Annotated in this window: 17 protein-coding genes and 1 pseudogene; 12 read left to right on the top strand and 6 right to left on the bottom strand. The window is 64.4% G+C overall.

Annotated features, from left to right (window positions below; all coding sequences use genetic code 11):
- Window positions 1-4: 4 nt before the first annotated feature.
- From pgaB to OOZ48_RS13460, 11 genes are all read left to right on the top strand, one after another.
- Window positions 5-2,026 (top strand): poly-beta-1,6-N-acetyl-D-glucosamine N-deacetylase PgaB, encoded by a 2,022-nt coding sequence (pgaB, locus tag OOZ48_RS13510; RefSeq protein ID WP_269499184.1) that lies wholly within the window; start codon window positions 5-7, stop codon window positions 2,024-2,026.
- On the top strand, window positions 2,023-3,354 hold the full coding sequence (gene pgaC, locus OOZ48_RS13505) for a poly-beta-1,6-N-acetyl-D-glucosamine synthase (RefSeq protein WP_269499181.1): 1,332 nt from the start codon (window positions 2,023-2,025) through the stop codon (window positions 3,352-3,354). The genes pgaB and pgaC overlap by 4 nt, the downstream gene beginning before the upstream one ends.
- Window positions 3,351-3,896 carry a poly-beta-1,6-N-acetyl-D-glucosamine biosynthesis protein PgaD gene (gene pgaD / locus OOZ48_RS13500; protein WP_269499179.1) on the top strand — a complete coding sequence of 182 codons (546 nt, stop codon included), beginning with the start codon at window positions 3,351-3,353 and terminating at the stop codon, window positions 3,894-3,896. The genes pgaC and pgaD overlap by 4 nt, the downstream gene beginning before the upstream one ends.
- A gap of 134 nt (window positions 3,897-4,030) precedes the next feature.
- Window positions 4,031-4,513 carry a curli production assembly/transport protein CsgE gene (locus tag OOZ48_RS13495; protein ID WP_269499178.1) on the top strand — a complete coding sequence of 161 codons (483 nt, stop codon included), beginning with the start codon at window positions 4,031-4,033 and terminating at the stop codon, window positions 4,511-4,513.
- A 26-nt stretch (window positions 4,514-4,539) separates the two neighbouring features.
- The gene (locus OOZ48_RS13490; RefSeq protein WP_269499176.1) at window positions 4,540-4,989 is read left to right on the top strand and encodes a curli assembly protein CsgF; all 450 of its coding nucleotides are present in this window, start codon (window positions 4,540-4,542) and stop codon (window positions 4,987-4,989) included.
- Complete coding sequence (locus OOZ48_RS13485) at window positions 4,986-5,909, top strand: CsgG/HfaB family protein (RefSeq protein WP_269499175.1); 924 nt, start codon at window positions 4,986-4,988, stop codon at window positions 5,907-5,909. Before OOZ48_RS13490 ends, OOZ48_RS13485 begins: the two co-directional genes overlap by 4 nt.
- 81 nt (window positions 5,910-5,990) lie before the next feature.
- A complete protein-coding gene (locus tag OOZ48_RS13480) occupies window positions 5,991-6,713 on the top strand; it encodes a hypothetical protein (RefSeq protein WP_269499172.1) in 723 nt (240 codons plus the stop codon).
- 98 nt (window positions 6,714-6,811) lie between these two features.
- Window positions 6,812-7,147, top strand: coding sequence for a hypothetical protein (locus OOZ48_RS13475; protein ID WP_269499170.1), 336 nt, complete (start codon window positions 6,812-6,814; stop codon window positions 7,145-7,147).
- Window positions 7,148-7,248: 101 nt separating this feature from the next.
- Window positions 7,249-8,055: a LuxR C-terminal-related transcriptional regulator gene (locus OOZ48_RS13470; RefSeq protein WP_269499168.1), complete on the top strand. Its 807-nt coding sequence runs from the start codon at window positions 7,249-7,251 to the stop codon at window positions 8,053-8,055.
- Window positions 8,056-8,134: 79 nt separating this feature from the next.
- Entirely contained in the window at window positions 8,135-8,542 is a 408-nt protein-coding gene (locus OOZ48_RS13465; RefSeq protein ID WP_269499166.1) for a DUF2946 domain-containing protein, read from the top strand.
- A gap of 47 nt (window positions 8,543-8,589) precedes the next feature.
- Window positions 8,590-10,650, top strand: a complete 2,061-nt coding sequence (locus tag OOZ48_RS13460) for a TonB-dependent receptor family protein (RefSeq protein ID WP_269499165.1) — start codon at window positions 8,590-8,592, stop codon at window positions 10,648-10,650.
- A gap of 37 nt (window positions 10,651-10,687) precedes the next feature.
- On the opposite strand, the gene OOZ48_RS13455 is transcribed toward OOZ48_RS13460, so the two are convergent.
- The 6 genes from OOZ48_RS13455 to OOZ48_RS18475 all read right to left on the bottom strand — a co-directional run bounded on the left by OOZ48_RS13455 (window position 10,688) and on the right by OOZ48_RS18475 (window position 16,604).
- Window positions 10,688-11,968 (bottom strand): MFS transporter, encoded by a 1,281-nt coding sequence (locus tag OOZ48_RS13455; RefSeq protein WP_269499164.1) that lies wholly within the window; start codon window positions 11,966-11,968, stop codon window positions 10,688-10,690.
- A 164-nt stretch (window positions 11,969-12,132) separates the two neighbouring features.
- Window positions 12,133-12,591, bottom strand: coding sequence for a hypothetical protein (locus OOZ48_RS13450; protein WP_269499162.1), 459 nt, complete (start codon window positions 12,589-12,591; stop codon window positions 12,133-12,135).
- Between the two features lie 122 nt (window positions 12,592-12,713).
- Complete coding sequence (locus OOZ48_RS13445) at window positions 12,714-14,570, bottom strand: TRAP transporter large permease (RefSeq protein ID WP_269499160.1); 1,857 nt, start codon at window positions 14,568-14,570, stop codon at window positions 12,714-12,716.
- A gap of 35 nt (window positions 14,571-14,605) precedes the next feature.
- Window positions 14,606-15,142: a TRAP transporter small permease subunit gene (locus OOZ48_RS13440; protein WP_269499158.1), complete on the bottom strand. Its 537-nt coding sequence runs from the start codon at window positions 15,140-15,142 to the stop codon at window positions 14,606-14,608.
- Window positions 15,143-15,176: 34 nt separating this feature from the next.
- On the bottom strand, window positions 15,177-15,869 hold the full coding sequence (locus tag OOZ48_RS13435) for a cysteine hydrolase family protein (RefSeq protein ID WP_269499156.1): 693 nt from the start codon (window positions 15,867-15,869) through the stop codon (window positions 15,177-15,179).
- Complete coding sequence (locus OOZ48_RS18475) at window positions 15,870-16,604, bottom strand: c-type cytochrome (RefSeq protein ID WP_332108276.1); 735 nt, start codon at window positions 16,602-16,604, stop codon at window positions 15,870-15,872.
- A 27-nt stretch (window positions 16,605-16,631) separates the two neighbouring features.
- Here OOZ48_RS18475 and OOZ48_RS13425 point away from each other — a divergent pair.
- Window positions 16,632-16,974, top strand: a pseudogene (locus tag OOZ48_RS13425) (IS21 family transposase); the annotation flags it as partial.

Here is a 16,974-nt window from a genome sequence, read left to right as displayed (position 1 = left end):
TGCCATGACGCCCCGCATCTCATCGTCGATGCGCCGCCTGGCGGCCGGCGGCCTGCTCATGCTGGCCATCGGCGGCTGCGCGGTCGACCGGCCGGTCTTCACGCCGCCGGCGGCGCGGCCGACCGACGCGGCCTCTGAGGCCTGGCCACGCAATGCCTACCTGGCGCTGGCCTACCATGACGTCGAGGACCGGGACCCGGACCAGCGCTACCTTTCCGTCGAAACGAGGCAGCTCGCCGAACAATTCGCCTGGCTGGATGCCAGCGGCTACATCCCGGTATCGGTCGAGCAGATCCTGCGCGCCGGGAACGGCGGGCCGGATCTGCCCGCGCGCGCGGTGCTGCTGAGTTTCGACGATGGCTACCGCAGCTTCTACACCCGCGTCTTTCCGCTGTTGCGGGCACGCGGCTGGCCTGCCGTCCTGGCGCCGGTGGGCGCCTGGCTGGATGCGCCGCAGGACCATCCCGTCCTGTTCGGCGACACCCCCACGGCCCGCGATCGCTTCCTGGATTGGAGGCAGGTCCGCGAAATGTCCGACTCGGGCCTGATCGAGATCGCCGCCCACACGTATGCCCTGCATCAAGGCCTGGCCGCCAATCCGCAAGGCAACCTCCAGCCCGCCGCGGCGGCACGCGCCTACGATCCGGCCACGGGGCGCTACGAGGACGAAACCGTCCAGCGGGAACGCCTGCGCCGGGACATTCACCGGATCAGCGCGCGGATCCGGCAAGTCACGGGCAAGGCGCCACGCGTCTGGGTATGGCCCTATGGCGAACCGGGCGGCGTCGCCCTGGCGCTCGTGCGGCAGGCCGGCTACCGGATGGCCTTGAAGCTCGACTCGGGCCTGGCCAGCGCCCGGCGGCCCTTCGACACCCCTCGTCTGCTGATCGCCAACAACCCGTCCATCGAGGGATTTGCGCGCGCATGCCAGGATATGGAACGGCCGGTGCGCATGCGGGCCGCCCAGGTGGATCTGGACGCGGTCTACGATCCCGATCCCGCACAGACCGAGCGCAACCTGGGTCGGCTCGTCGAGCGCATCGCCAGGCTGCAGATCTCGACCGTGTTCCTGCAGGCCTTCGCCGATCCCAGGGGCGACGGGCGAATCACCTCGGTCTATTTTCCCAATCGCGAGCTGCCGATGCGAGCCGATCTGTTCAATCGTGCCGCCTGGCAGCTGAGAACCCGTGCCGAGGTGCGGGTCTACGCCTGGATGCCGGTGCTGGGACTGGCACTGCCCACCCCTCCCGCGAGCGTCCAGGCCTGGACGCCGCCCGGGCGAGAACCGGACCACGCGCCCGGACTGCGGCGCTTGTCGCCCTTCGATCCCGAAACCAGCCGCCGCGTGGGCGGCCTCTACGAAGACCTGGCGCGCGCCGCCATATTCGACGGCATCCTGTTCCACGACGATGCGGTGCTGTCGGACTTTGAAGACGCGGGCCCCGCCGCCCTGGCGGCCTACCGCGCCGCCGGCCTGCCCGCCGACATCGGGGCCTTGCGCGCCTCCCCCGATACGATGCGGCAGTGGACGCGCCTCAAAAGCCGCAGGCTGATTGCGCTCACCGACGAACTCGCAGCCCGTGTGCGGGCGATCCGGGGCCCGCAGATCAGGACGGCGCGCAATCTCTTCGCAGGGCCCATTCTCGATCCGGACCAGGAGGCCTGGTTCGCGCAGAACCTGGACGACTTCCTCGCCGCGTACGACTGGGTGGTGCCCATGGCCATGCCGCGCATGGAACACGTGCCCGCCGGCCGCGAGGCGGCCTGGCTGGACCGGCTGGTCGACGCGGTCGCGGCCCGGCCGACGGGCCTGGACAAGACAGTATTCGAAGTCCAGACGCTGGACTGGGCGGCGCCCGGCGGCGCGCGCCCCGTCCCGGCCGACACCGTCGCGGGCTGGCTGCGCCGGCTGCAGGCGCGCGGCGCCCGGCACCTCGCTTATTACCCCGATGACTTCATCAAGGACCGGCCTGCGCCCGACGCGTTGCGCCCGGCGATCTCCAACGCCTGGTATCCCTATCCATGACCCAGCGACTCATCGCCCTTCTGATCCTGATCGTCATGCTCGGCGCACCGCTGGGGCTCGCCCTCATGTTGACCAGCGCCTTCCTGCTGCATTTCGTGTTCTTCTATCCCCTGCTCATGTCGGGGATCTGGATGGCCGGCGGCCTGCTGTTCTGGCTGCGATGGGAGCGCCGCTGGCGCTGGCGCCCCGCTCCAGCCCCGATTCCGCCGGACGCGCCCCTGGTATCGATCCTGGTGCCCTGCCACAACGAGGCGCTGCATATCGAGGAAACCATCACCGCCGCCCTGGCCCAGGCATACCCGAAGCTGGAGGTCATCGCCATCGACGACGGCTCCAGCGACGGCACCCTGGCCGGACTGCGCGCCATCGCGCGCCGGCAGCCGGCGCTGCGCATCCTCCGCCTGGCGCAGAACCAAGGCAAAGCCATGGCGCTGCGCATGGGCGCCATGGCGGCCAACAGCGACGTGCTCGTGTGCATCGACGGCGATGCGCGGCTGGAACCCGACGCCGTGGCCTATCTGTGCATGCCACTGTTCCGTCACCCCCGCGTGGGCGCGGTCACCGGCAACCCCCGGATCCGCACGCGCTCCACATTGATCGGCAGGATCCAGGTCGGCGAATTCTCATCGATCATCGGGCTGATCAAACGCAGCCAGCGGATCTACGGTCAGGTCTTCACCGTATCGGGCGTCTGCGCCGCCTTTCGGCGGCAGGCCCTGGACGAGGTGGGTTATTGGAGCCTGGACATGATCACCGAGGACATCGACATCAGCTGGTTGCTGCAGCGGGCCGGCTGGTCGATCTTCTACGAACCGCGCGCCCTGTGCTGGATCCTGATGCCCGAGACCCTCAAGGGGCTCTGGAAGCAGCGCTTGCGATGGGCCCAGGGCGGCGCAGAGGTGCTGCTCAAGAACCTCGACGTCCTGCGCCAGCCGAGCCAATGGCGTCTGTGGGTGCTCATGCTGGAGTTCTGCCTGTCCAGCGGCTGGGCCTTCGCGCTGGCCCTGTCCCTGGGGCTGTGGCTCCTGACGCCCTGGGCGGGGCTGCCGCCGGCCATGGCGGTCGAGGCGTTCCTGCCGCCGTCGGCCGCGGGGCTCGTCCTGGCATGGGCCTGCTTGCTGCAATTCCTGGTCAGCATCCTGATCGAAAGGCGCTATGAGCCAGGCCTGGCCCGTTCGCTGTTCTGGATCGTCTGGTACCCCTTCGTGTTCTGGATGATCAATTGCCTGACCACCCTGTGCAGCTTTCCGGCCGTGATGCTGCGCATCCGGCGCACCCGCGCCCGCTGGACCAGCCCCGACAGGGGCATTCGGGAGACCCCCCCATGACGCCTATCATCATGACCCCTCGTCGATCCCTGCCCAGGCTGTTCGACAGCGCCATCACCTGCATGGCCTGGGCTGCGCTGGCCGTTCTGTGCCTGTCGGAACTGCCGGCCGCCTGGCCCCTCATGGCGGCCCGGGCGCAAGCCGGTCCGCTGGCCGCGCTGGAGCCCGCCCTGCAGACCCTTTTGATGTACTTGCTGGTCGGCAGCTTCAACGCCCTGCTGATGACGCTGTGGTCGCACTACCATCTGTCCAGCCCCCGGCGACGGCCGCGCCGCGCCGACGCGCCCTGCGGCATCAGCCTGCTGGCCTCGCACTTCGAGGTATCCCGCAGCCAGCTATCGGCCGTGCAGGGCAGCCGCATGGCGACCATCCATCATGCCGACGGCGGCGGCATCACCGGCATCGTTCTTGAGTCCGACCCGCCGCAGGCCATACCCGCGGCGATTCCCGCCAGGCCCCAGAGCATCCGGCCGCCGGCCGTACTAGGCCGTTCGGCAGATATCCGCCGCGGCCGGCTCGCCCATGAAGCGGACGCGATCTAGTCTGTCTGCCGCATGTTCCCGGCGGGGCGCACGCCTACCATTGAATCGGGGAAAAAAACCGTCCCGGCCCGCAGCGGACACCCTACGAATCCGCGGCCTCGAACGAATACAGAATATCGAAAGAGGAGAAGCACATGCGGCACCAGGCTTGGCCGGCCCTGCTGGCCCCGATGTTCGTATTGCTTGCGGCCGGCGCCCATGCCGGGGACGAGAAGGCTCCCGCCAACGGGGGCAAGCTGCCGCAAACCCAGATCGACAAGGCCGAACGCACGACCGAGAAGCTGTTCGATCAGTTCCTGGGCGGCATCGTGGTCAATCGCAGCATCACGGTGCAGGGCAATGATTTCTACCAGGAATTCTCGTCCTACTGGCGCAGCAAGGACATCAGCAGCCGGATTTCCCTGGCGGTCTACGAGCGCCCCACGGCCCGCTTCGGCAGCGAGATCTGGATCGATTTCGGTCAGCGCCGCGTCTTCCACGCCTTTTTGCCGCCGGCCCGTTCGGCGACCCGAAGCATCGGCCAGCAAGCCGTCGAGATCGTGTATCGCGAGATCGCCGACATCGAAGCGGAACGCCTGCTGTCCAACAGCCCCGACCTCGGTCGCGAGGAAATGTGAACCCCTGCAAGCCAAGGAGAATGACCATGAGGAAGACGTCGAACATGCTGCGCGCCGGGGCTCTCGCCACGGCCTGCGCGATGCTGGCCGGCCCCGGTCCCGGCGCCGCGACCGAGCTGGTGTACTACCCCCTGAACCCCTCATTCGGCGGCAACCCCCTGAACGGCACTGTCCTGCTCAATTCTGCCATTGCCACCAACCGCCACACCGATCCCGACGCCGGCCGCGACGACATCGGCATCGAGACCAAGACCCCGCTGCAGAACTTCAACGAGACACTGGAGCGTTCCATCCTCAGCCGCCTGGCCGCGTCGGTCAGCTCCCAGATCCTGGGCGACGACGGCAAGTTCCGTCCCGGCACCATCCAGACGGACAACTTCACGATCACCGTGACCGACATCGGCAACGGCCTGCTCAAGATCACCACCATCGACAATCTCACCGGGGCCATCACCGAATTCCAGGTGAACTCATGACACCCGGGTCCGCACGCCATGGCCGACTGGCGCTGGCCCTCGGACTGAGCGCCATGCTGGCCGCCTGCGCCGTCCCCAATCAGCCCGTTGGGCTGGCCACGCCCGCGCATCTGACCCCGGCCACCCCCTCGACCCGCGACCTGCTGAAACTGCCGCTGCCCAAAGGGCCGGTCTACGTGGCGGTCTACGGCTTTCGCGACAAGACCGGCCAGTACAAGCCCTCGCCCGACAGTTCGTTCTCGACCTCTGTCACCCAGGGCGCGGCCTCGATGTTGATCAAGGCCCTCAAGGACAGCGGCTGGTTCGTGCCCGTGGAGCGCGAGAGCCTGCAGGAATTGCTGACCGAGCGGCGCATCGTGCGCGCGCTGGACGGCTCGCAGCCCAGCAATTCGCCGCCGATCCAGATTCCCTCGTTGATTCCCGCATCGATCCTGATCGACGGCGGCATCATCGCCTACGAGAGCAACGTGCGCACCGGCGGCCTTGGCGCACGTTTCCTGGGTGTGGGCCTGTCCACCCAATACCGGATGGACCAGGTCACCATCAGCCTGCGCAGCATCGATACCCGCACGGGCAAAGTGCTGCAGACCGTGGCCACCACCAAGACCATCTTTTCCTACGAAATCCGGCCCAGCGTCTACAAGTTCGTGAACTTCAAGGACCTGCTGGAAGTCGAGGGCGGCATCACCAGCAACGAGCCCACTCAGCTGTGTGTCAAGGAAGCCATCGAAGCCGCCGTCCTGTACTTGACCGTACAGGGCATCAAGGACCGCAACTGGCTGCTGCACGACGACGCGGACATGGCCTCGCCGATCATCCAGAAGTATTCGGACGACGAGATCCAGAGCGCCGCGCTCTCGATCGAGCCCGGACAGGCCGGCGCCACCGAATCCCGAACCCCGCCTCCGGACACGCGCTGAGGGCGGCACCCATCCGGGCGCGCAGGGGCCGGCGTCCGGGCGATCCCTCGATCAGGCCCCGAAACCAGTACCAGGAGAAGCATGATGTTGACCAAACTTTCAGCAGCGGCTTTGGGCGTCGCCCTCGCCTACGGCGGCATCCCTGCCGCAATGGCCTACGACACGGCGACCGTCAGCCAGACCGGCAGCTTCAACGATGCCGTGGTCGAGCAGTCCGACAACAACGGCGCCTCGGCGTCCGTCACGAGTTCGGGCGACGGCAACGACGCGTACATCAGCCAGCAGTACGCCACGAACACCGGCGCCACGATCTCGACTTTCGGCGACTACAACGATTCCGTGATTGTCCAGCAAGGCGTGACCAATGCGCATGCCACCGTCTACCAGGCATCCAGCCACGACGACGCGACCATCGACCAGTCGGGCAGCTGGAACTGGTATCACGGCTACCTGCAGGGCCAGAACCTCACCGCCACCATCAACCAGAACGGCGGCTGGGGCGGCAATACCGCCTGGGTCACGCAAGACGGCCACAACGCGACCGCCACGATCAACCAATACGGCTGGCAGAACGATGCCGGCATCCTCCAGTCCGGCCACGGCGGCGCCTGGGACACCGCCAGCATCTCGCAATCCGGCTCCAAGAACGACGGCTACATCAAGCAGGACGGCAAGGACCTGTACGCCGCCATCACGCAGCAGGGCTATGGCAACGAAGCCGTGGTCCTGCAGCAGGGCAATGGCTATTCGGCGACCGTGTCGCAAACGGGCTTCATGAACAACGCCTACGTCAATCAGCATTGAGGCTTGCTTCCCTCCCCGGCCGGTTTTTTACCCGGGGAGGGGTTTTGGAATAGAATTCCTGTCGCAGGCCCCTATCCGCACCCACAGGAGGGTTCGCCATGGATACGGATGCCCCTCTAAGAGCCTGGCTTGAAACGCTTGACGCCTCGCAGCCAGCCATCATCATTCCTCACATCCAGACCGAGCGGGATGCCACCTTGCGCTACCGGATCACGGCGCGCCGCGACGGCCCGGACGGCAAGACGGTCGTTGGCCAAGGCGCCACGGTCCGCCTGACCGGCGGGGTGCCGGCCGCGCTCGGCCGGATATCGCTGCGCTACGGTCCCAAGGATTCCTGCGGCATCGACCTCACCATCTACGGCGTGGGCTCGTTCAGCCAAGCCTTCCACTTCGAATGTCCCACCTCCCGCCCACGGGAGGAGCACTGGAAATGACATGGACGATCCAATAAATCCAGCATGCCCCGCCGCAAGGCCCTCCGCCCATCGGGCTTTTCCCACGCCCATCCGCGTCTCGATCACCGGAAAAGAACAATATGCGAACCGTCCTGCTCATCGAACCTCTGCCACTGATCCGCCATAGCATCTGCGCCATCCTGGCCGAAGGCGAAGCCGCTTACCGGGTGCTGGGGATGGACATTCCCGACCCGGTCGGGGATTGTGTCCAAGCAGAGACCGTCGACCTGGCCATCATCTCGGTCGGCGTAAGCCAGCACCGGCTCGAGATCATCGACTGGGTCCAGCAACGCCACCAGCCCCCCGCCATCCTGATGATCGTCGACGCCCACAGCCCGCCATCCCTGGACGCCTTGCCGCCGACAGTGACCTGCGTGTCGAACGAGATCACCCCCGAGGTCTTGAGGGCGCTGGTGAACCTGCTGCTGGTGGGCGGCACGTACGACCAGTTGCACCCATGGCTCTATCGGCCCGCCGCGGCCGGCTCCCGGCAAGTGCCGCAAGACTCGCGCCACGCCGTCGAGCACACGGAGGAATCCGAACTGCTGGGACTGACGCCCCGGCAATACGAGGTCCTGGTGCTGCTATCCAAGGGATATCCCATCAAGACCGTGGGACGGACCATGAACATCTCGGCGGCCACCGCCAAGGCGCATGCCGAGGCGCTGTACCAGCGGCTCGACGTCAACAGCCGCAACGCCGCGGTCTACAAGGCGATACTGCGGGGCGCGACCCTCGGATGGACCATGGCGAAGGTGCGATCCATGGTCGGCGGGAATGCGGCAGGCCTGGAGACCCAGGGTCCCTGGAGCGTCGGCACGCGCCCCGACGACGATGCCGCACCCCCTCGCGGATCGCGGCCATCGGTCGGACGGCAGGCGGCGTAGCCGCTCGACACGTTCTTTCGGCAAGCGCCGGAGACGGGTAGAATTCTTGCGGACGGCACCCTCGCAGACACATTCCTCGATGACGGCTCACGCGCACGGCAAACGGCTGGCGGCATGGCTCGGCATGATCGCCATGCTGCTGATCGCGTGCGCGCCGACGGTCAGCCATCTGGCCGCAAACGCGCGCACGGTCGCGGCGACGGTCTGCGGCGAAACCGCCACGCCCGCGCAAACCCTCCTGATCACGCTCGACGGCCGCCAGGACGACCCGCACACAGCGGGCGGCCAGCCCGACCCGCATATCCTGGACGATTGCGGCTATTGCGGCCTGATGACGCACGAGGCCGCGCTGCCGTCCGTCCCGCCCGCTCTGCCCTCCCCCCTGCCGCTGCTCATGCTGACCATGCTGCTGCCGGCGCTGTTCCGATTCACGCCGATCGGCGCATTCCCCTGTGGCCGGCCGCGCGCGCCGCCTGTTTTCTCCTGACCTGCACACCCGGCATTCCTTCAGCCCATTCCTGCACGGAGAAAACCATGTTTCCCAAGATACACGCGCTCTGCGCGGCGGCCGCCTGCGCCGTCGCGGCATCGCCGGCCGCGCTCGCCCAGCAGACGCTGCCCGCCATCACCATCACCGCGGATCCTCGAGCCGATCGGGGCGCCCTGACCGTCCCCGACACGGAACAAGCCATCGCCGACATCGAGCGCATTCCCGGCGGCGTCGAGGTCGTGCCCGACACCCAGTTCAAGAATACGCCTGCGCAAACGGTCAAGGACATCCTCGAGCGGGTGCCCGGCGTCTTTGCCCAGCCTCGCTACGGCGACGACGCCCGCGTATCGATCCGCGGCTCGGGCCTGTCGCGCAACTATGGCAACCGCGGCATCAACATGAGCATGGACGGTATTCCGATCAACACGTCGGACGGCCTGGTCGATCTGTTCGAAATCGATCCGACCGCATACCGCTACGTCGAGGTCTACAAGGGTGCGAACGCACTGCGCTACGGCGCCAATTCGCTGGGCGGCGCAATCAATTTCGTCACGCCGACCGGCCGCGACGCCGCCCCCTTCGAAGGGCGCCTCGACATCGGCAGCTTTGGCTACCGGAAGGCGCAGGCAAGCACCGGCGCGGCCGGCGGGCCGTGGGATTACTTCCTCACCGCCTCGGCGCAATCCGTCGACGGGTACCGCGACCACAGCGATGGCAAAGAGCAGCGCGCCAGCGGCAACCTGGGCTACCGGTTCTCGGCGGACGCCGAGACGCGCTTCTATCTGAACCTCAACCGGATACGCCAGCGCCTGCCCGGCGAAGTCACGAAGGATGCCGCCCTGAATACCCCGCAGGCGGCGGATGCCGAGTTCGAGCGTCTCGACCAGCAGCGCAACATCGACTCGCTGCGCCTCGCCAACAAGACGATGCTGCGCTTTGGGCCGGCGACACTGGAGTTCGGACTGTTCGGCGTCCATCGCCACGTGATGCATCCGATCTATCAATGGCTCGATTACCGCGTCCAGGACTACGGCGGCTTCGTACGCGCGACCGACCGCCGCATGATCGGCGGCTTTCACAACGAGTTCGCCGCGGGCGTCAAGGTCCACAATGGCGCGATCGACACGGACCAGTACATCAACCTGACGGGCGGACACAAGGGGAACCTGGCGGCCTCCATGTACGACACCTCCAAGAACCTGTCCGCCTATTTCGAGAACTCCTTTTTCATCCGGCCGGATCTGGCTCTGGTGGCCGGCGGCCAATTCCAGCACGCCGTGCGCGAGCGGGAAGACCGCTACCTGTCCGATGGCGACCAGTCCGGCCGCCGCCGCTACGACAATTTCAGCCCCAAGATCGGCGTGCTGTGGGACCTCGACCCCGACTGGCAGGCATACGCCAATATTTCGCGCAGCGCCGAAGCGCCGACCTTCGATGCCAACACCTTCGCCACCCCGACCAGCTCGGACATCGAGGCGCAAACAGCCACGACCTACGAAGTCGGCACGCGGGGACGGCGCCCCGGTTTCACATGGGACGTCTCGCTATACCATGCGCGCATCGAGAACGAGCTGCAGTGCTTGACCACGGCGCCATGGAGCCCTTGCACGATCGTCAATGCCGGACGCACCGTGCACCAGGGCATCGAGCTGGGCGCCGAGTTCGCCGTCCTCGAGTCCGCCCTTGCAACCGGCGACCGGGTCTGGTTCAACGCCAACTATGCCTACAACGATTTCCGCTTTGACGGGGATCCCGTCTACGGCGACAACCGCCTGCCCGGCGTGCCCGTGCACATCCTGCGCGCCGAGGTGCTGTACAAGCTGCCCGGCGGCTTTTACGCCGGTCCGAACGTGGAATGGATGCCCAAATCCTACTACGTCGACAACGCCAATACGGAAACCGTCGATCCCTATGCGCTCCTGAATTTCCGGGTCGGCCTCGCCCCTGCGAAACAGGGCTGGACGGGCTACATCGAAGGGCGGAACCTGACCGACCGGCGCTACATCGCCAATGCCGCCGCAGCCGGCGTCGCCACCCCCGCCTCCGCGCTGTTCAACCCGGGCTCGGGCCGCTCGATCTACGCCGGCGCGCGGTACACATGGTGACGCGCGGGGCCATCGGGCCGCGCGCTTGCACCCGGATTCAGGCCGCCAACCGCAGCAGCCTGACCCGGCGCGCGCGCATCACCAGGAAAAGCACGATCGCGGCATTAAGCACGTTCCAGGCAATCCCGTTGATGAACGCCGCCCGGTACGACAGCGACAGATCATAGATGGCGCCCGACATCCAGCCGCCCAGCGCCATGCCCACCAGCGTGGCCATGAGCACCGTGCCTACGCGCACGCCGGTGCCCTCGCGGGGAAAGTATTCGCGCACGATGACGGCATAGGCCGGCACGATGCCACCCTGGAACAGGCCGAACAGCGCGGAAATCACATACAGCGAGAGCAGGCCGTGGCTCAGCAGGTACAGCCACAATGCCAGCCCTTGCAGCAGGGACCCCACCAGCAGCGTACACAACCCGCCGATGCGGTCCGACAGCCAGCCAAAGGAGAGCCGGCTGATGATACCCATGGCCAGCATCAGCGACAGCATGTTTGCGCCATTGGTCGCGCCGTAACCCAGGTCGCTGCAATAGGCCACGATCTGGACCTGAGGCATCGCCATCGCGACGCAGCAGCCCACCCCGGCGACACACAGCAGCGCCAGCAGGGTGTTCGGCGACAAGCCCAGCGGCCGGTCCTTGTCCCCGGCGTCCGGGCGCGACGCCGGGGCGGCCGCCAGCCCCGTGTCCGGCAGTGGCAGTTCCGTGGACGGGGCGCGGCGGCGCAGGCACACCGCCAGCGGCAGCAGGCTGATCGCACAGAACACCCCGATGCCCGCATACGTTTGCCGCCAACCGATCTCGCCCACGAAATACTGCATCACCGGCGGCCAGACCGCGCCGGCCAAGTAGTTGCCGCTCATGCAGATCGCCACCGCGATGCCGCGGCGCCGGGTGAACCAGTGCGAGGCATCGGCCACCAGCGGCGCAAACGTGGCCGATGAACCCAGCAGACCGATGAACACCCCGTGCACCAGGTTGAACGTGCCGATGCCATCGGCCATGCCGGCCAGGAAGAAACCCACGCCCAGGCCCAGGGCGCTGATCACCAGCGGCACAAAGACCCCGAAGCGATCCGCCAGCCGGCCCATGACGATACCGCCGATGCCAAAGCCGATCATCGTCACCGCGTAGGGCAGCGAGGCCCCCGAACGGCTCACCCCGAAATCCGCCTCGATCGAGGGCAGCACGATACTGGCCGCATACATGCCCACATTGCCGATCGTGACCGCCGTCAGAGTGATCAACAGGCGGATCCAGGCATAAGGCGATTCGACGCCCTGATCAGGGTAGCCGTCGGGGCGCGCGCGAAGAATCATGATACGTATGGACCGGGCGGCCCCAGGGGATGGTTCAAAGCTGGACATTGTGGCCCGCGCGCCCGTAAAGCGCAATCCACGCCCTCATCCCCACGGACGGCGCCCCGCCGGCACGGCTGATGCCAGCGGCCCCGCCGTCCCGGCCGTCCCAAGCCGGGTTTCCCCTAGCCCGCCTCGCGGATGTCGGTGAGGATGCGGCAGAACAGCTCTGCCGGCAAGGAGGTCGGCGCTGGCTGCGGCGCCTCGCCGGTCAGGTGGAGGATGTCCAGGCCGCGGGTGGAGCGCAGCACACGGCGCAGGCCCTCGTTCTGGGCGAAGCGTGCACGCAGCGCCCGCTCGACCAGGTGATGATGTTCCACGGAGCCGAAGCCGATCTGGGCATCCTCCCAATAGGCGAACTGCTTGTCCGCGCCCTCGCCGCATTGCTTGGCCTCCCAGGCCCATGACGCGAAAGCGCGATTGCGGGCCGGATGGCCGGGAGGAAACTTGATGCCCTGGATGAAGCCCTCGACCGAGGCCATTAAGCAGCCGTCCAGTTCGAAAGGTGACAGACTGAAATTGGACAGGGCGACGCCCCGCCAATCGTCGGATGTGAATGCGATGTTGATGGTCTTGCCCGCCATACCTATCCCTCGTTGTGCGATCCATCTTTCCCAAGGAAGGGAATTCTCGCATGGAAAATCGCAGGAAGGTGGCGGGTTCCTGATCCAGAGGTCATCCGACCCTTCACGGCATTGGTCCGCGATCAGTTTGCAGGCAGCAGGAAATCAATATCCCCAAGCTCTACACTATCCAATTGCTGCATGACCTCTTGATCTGAAACCTCCTGAGCGAGGGATTTATAGTGCATGACTGTCTGAGGAAAGAGAATGATCAGCAATACGGCGAGAAGTTGAATGCAGATATAAGGAACGGCCCCCCAATAGATCTCGCTCGATGTGATGCCTTTGATCCGCTTTCCGGTCACGCTATCCACATAGGCGTCTTTGGGTGCGACGGACCGCAAGTAAAACAGAGAAAATCCGAATGGGGGATGAACATATGAGGTCTGCATTGTCATGCTGATAATCACCCCGAACCATATCAGGTCGATTCCCAGTTTGTTGGCCGCAATCGCAAGAAATGGGATGACAATAAATGCTATTTCGAAGAAATCAAGAAAAAAGGCAAGCAAGAAAATAGCAAGGCACACAATGATCAAGAATCCGATTTCACCCCCCGGAAGCGATGTCAGCACGCTCTCCACCCAAAGGTTGCCGCTCACACCGTAGAATGTCAGTGAAAACACTCTAGCCCCGATCAGGATGAACATCACGAAAGCGGCGAGCTGCGCGGTCTTCTCGATGGCTTGTCTAAGCAGCAGAAAATTGAAACGCCTCCGATCGCCGTCCGCCACCCGCTTGGCCAAGGCCAATACAACCGCACCGACGGCCCCCATCGCCCCTCCTTCCGTAGGCGTGGCGACCCCGAGAAAAATCGTTCCCAATACCAGAAAGATGAGTAGCAGCGGCGGAACCATGACGAAAGTCACCCGTTCGGCAACCTGGGAAATCAGCTTGATGGCGAACCAGCGCCGAGCGGCGCTCGCAACAAAGGAATAGGCGCTCCCGGCCGTCAGGATGCTCCATAAAGTCCGATGATCTCCTCCCCCGTTGAGATCCAACCACAGCAATACGGCGCCCAGGAAAGCCAAGGCAGCACCGGCGTAGAATCCAATGTTTCCGCGCATGCCCAGGTAACGATATAAGGCCGTCGCTATAAAGCCGATGCCAATGGCCATGCAGATATAAAAGACCAGGAAGTCCGCCAGTCCGGTCACCGCCAGCGACGAAGTGATCTCATATCCAAGCCAGCCCGAGTACGCGACCAAAAGCCCCAGTTGCCAGTTCCCCGAAGACCCGTCCTCCTCTCGTTGCATATGCCCCTCGGCCGGGACGCTGGGCGCTGATTCCGGAAACAGGATCGTATTGATCATTATCCAGACAACATACAGCAACACCAGGATGAATGCCGGGACAAACGCGCCGACATACATGTCACCGACCGATTGGCCCAGTTGGTCCGCCATCACGATCAGCACCAATGCCGGCGGAACGATCTGGGCAAGCGTCCCGCACGCCGCAATAATCCCCGTCGCCAGCCGCCGGTTATAGTTGTAGCGCAGCATGATCGGCAGCGAGATCAGACCCATTGATATGACTGACGCGGCAACGACGCCCGTCGTTGCCGCCAACAGCGTCCCCACGAAGATCACTGCGTATGCCAACCCGCCGCGCAACGGGCCAAACAACTGGCCAATGGTATCGAGCAGCTCCTCCGCCAAGCCTGATCTTTCCAGGATCAATCCCATAAATGTAAAGAATGGAATCGCCAAGAGCGTTTGGTTTGCCATCGTCTGGAAAACACGCTCGGGCAGCGCTTGCAAGAATTCCCAAGAAAGGCTTATAGCCCCGTTGGAAAACGGTGCCAGATACACGCCGGCAACGAAAAACAGCAGGCCGCCGGCTGACAAGGTAAAGGCGATCGGGTATCCCAGCAGCAATAGCGCGATGAGGGACACGAACATGATCGGCGCGAAATTTACGGCTAGGAGCTCCAGCATGGCATACCTTATTTCTGATTGTGTTGGTGTTTATCCTATTGGTCCTGGGCCGGCTCATCGGGCGCCGCGATATTTGCCGCGCATTTAATGATTTCACTAATCGCCTGAATCAGAAGAAGCAAGAACCCCAGCAATACGAACCCTTTCGGCGGCCACAATAAAAGCCCGCCGGCATCAGCGGATGCCTCATTTTGAAGGAACGAACGCATGAAGAATGAATACGACAGATAAGACAGCAAGCCGGCAAAAGGAATCAGAAAGAATACATGCCCGAACAGATCGACCCAACTTCGCTTTCTCGGGGAAAGCTTAGAATAAATAATATCGATCCGGACATGCTCGTCCAAGCGCAAAGTCCAGGCGGCGCAAAGCATGAATACCGCGCCAAAAAGATGCCATTGCAGCTGAAGAAAAGAATTTGAACCCAGATCGAACAGCTTGCGGGCAATCGCGTTTCCCGCTGAAACAACGATCGAAAGGAGAATGAGCCATGCCACCGTTCTGCCTAGCCATGCATTGCACCAATCGATCCAGCGACTGACCTTCGCTGGAGCACCGTTCCTCAACGCCATATCCGCCTCCTCGTGTATCGATCTAGCGTCCGGATCAATCCTGCTTCAATAACTGGAGGATCTGGTCCGTTGTACGCACATCCCCGAACATCACCGTGACGATGGCAAGGGTTGCGCTCTGCTCCTCCTTTGTCCTGCACGCCGTCGCGTCCGAGACGAAATGGACTCTGTAATTCATCATCATGCCGTCTCGGGCAGTGCTTTCGCAGCAGGCATTGGTCGCCACCCCCGTGATAATCAGCGTATCGACGCCGCGTTCCCGTAATCGGACATGCAGATCAGAGGACCCCTCCGTAAACGGACTGAAGCAATACTTGTCGATCATCAGATCGCCGCCTTCCACATCCAGCGCCTGATGGATCTCATGCCCTTGCGAACCGGGAAGAAGCGCCTCACGGGTACGTGAGCTCCACTCTCCCGATCCCAGCTCGTTCAACCACAATGGCCAGCGTTTCTCGGATTCCTCGGTGATCGTATGGCGCAACCACGCGATGGTGCCGTCCGAGGCACGCATGGACGCTGCGAGCTGATTCACATTGGAAATGATCTCCCGCGTAGCGTCGATCTCGCCGGCCTGTGTCGGCTGCATGAAATAGTTCTGCATGTCCACGACCAGCAAGGCGGTCGAGCGCGGGTTGATCGATTCGAACGCATGCAGACGTCCCCCCCGGCGGCTCTTTGCCCGTTCAATGGCAAAATCCGGAACCCTCGTGTGTATGATGCTCATTCAAGACTCCTGTCCATGTTCCCGAAACGGCGTTTCTGACCGGGCCCTTTTTGGCAAAGGCCCGGGCGGCCTTTGATAATCAGGACTTCTTCCGCGCCTCGGAGGCGCTGAAGCCTTCGAAGGAGAGTTCCGCCACCGGCCACTGTCCTGGGCGCGGCGCACCCATTCCAGGACCTGTTCGGGCGTGTTGGCCAGCATGCCGGCCGCAATACGCCGGCGCGATCCCAAATGCGTCAGATCAGGGCCGAATGTCCCGTCCGCATCGCTGCCGCGCACCGCGTGGCAGCCGGCGCACCGCTTCATGAAAAACGCCCGGCCCGTGCGGGCCAGCGCATCCGTGGGCGCCTGCGCCTGGCGCGATTGCGCCTCGCGCCACGCATCGAACTGTGCCGGCGGCTGTGCGACCACCTCAAAACCCATGTGGGCGTGCTGCGCCCCGCAAAACGCCGCGCATTGCCCCCGGTAGACGCCTGGCGCGTCCGCCTGGATCCATTGTGCATTGACTTGTCCTGGAATCGCCTGGGTGCGTATTCCGATGATTGTGACCACCGATTCCGGTGATCGTGACCAGCCAATATTTTCAATCTGATTTTTCTGATTCCGGCATCGTGACCACTCATTCCGGTGGTGTGACCAGCGATTCCGATGATCGTGACCACCGCCGCAACAGCCGGCGAGATCCCGCGCGTTGACCTCAACCTTGCGGTAGGGTGTTGGGCTTTTTTTGGAGCCCACATGCCGCCGCCGTTACTGAGTACGCGCATGATCAAATCCATTCTTCATCACACGCTTTGTCTGGGCCATTCCCAACGCCATTGCGCCCAGGCCCTGGGCGTGTCCAAGAGCGCCGTCGCCAAGTACCTGGCCGCCGCCGCAGCGGCGGGCCTGGACTGGATCGCCATCGAGCCTTTGGACGAAGCGGCCCTGGAGCAGCGGTTGTTCCCCGCCCGGGCGGGCACCGCCGCGGCCATCAACCCGGACTACGCCGTTATCCACCAAGAACTCTCTCGCAAGGGCATCACCCTGATGTTGCTGTGGCAGGAGTATCAGGCCAACCACCTGGGGCGGCGCACCCTGCAATACAGCCAGTTCTGCGAGCGCTACC

The organism is Castellaniella sp. S9 (assembly GCF_027257175.1).
GTDB lineage: Bacteria > Pseudomonadota > Gammaproteobacteria > Burkholderiales > Burkholderiaceae_B > Castellaniella.
This window is presented reverse-complemented; position numbering and strand designations above follow the sequence as displayed.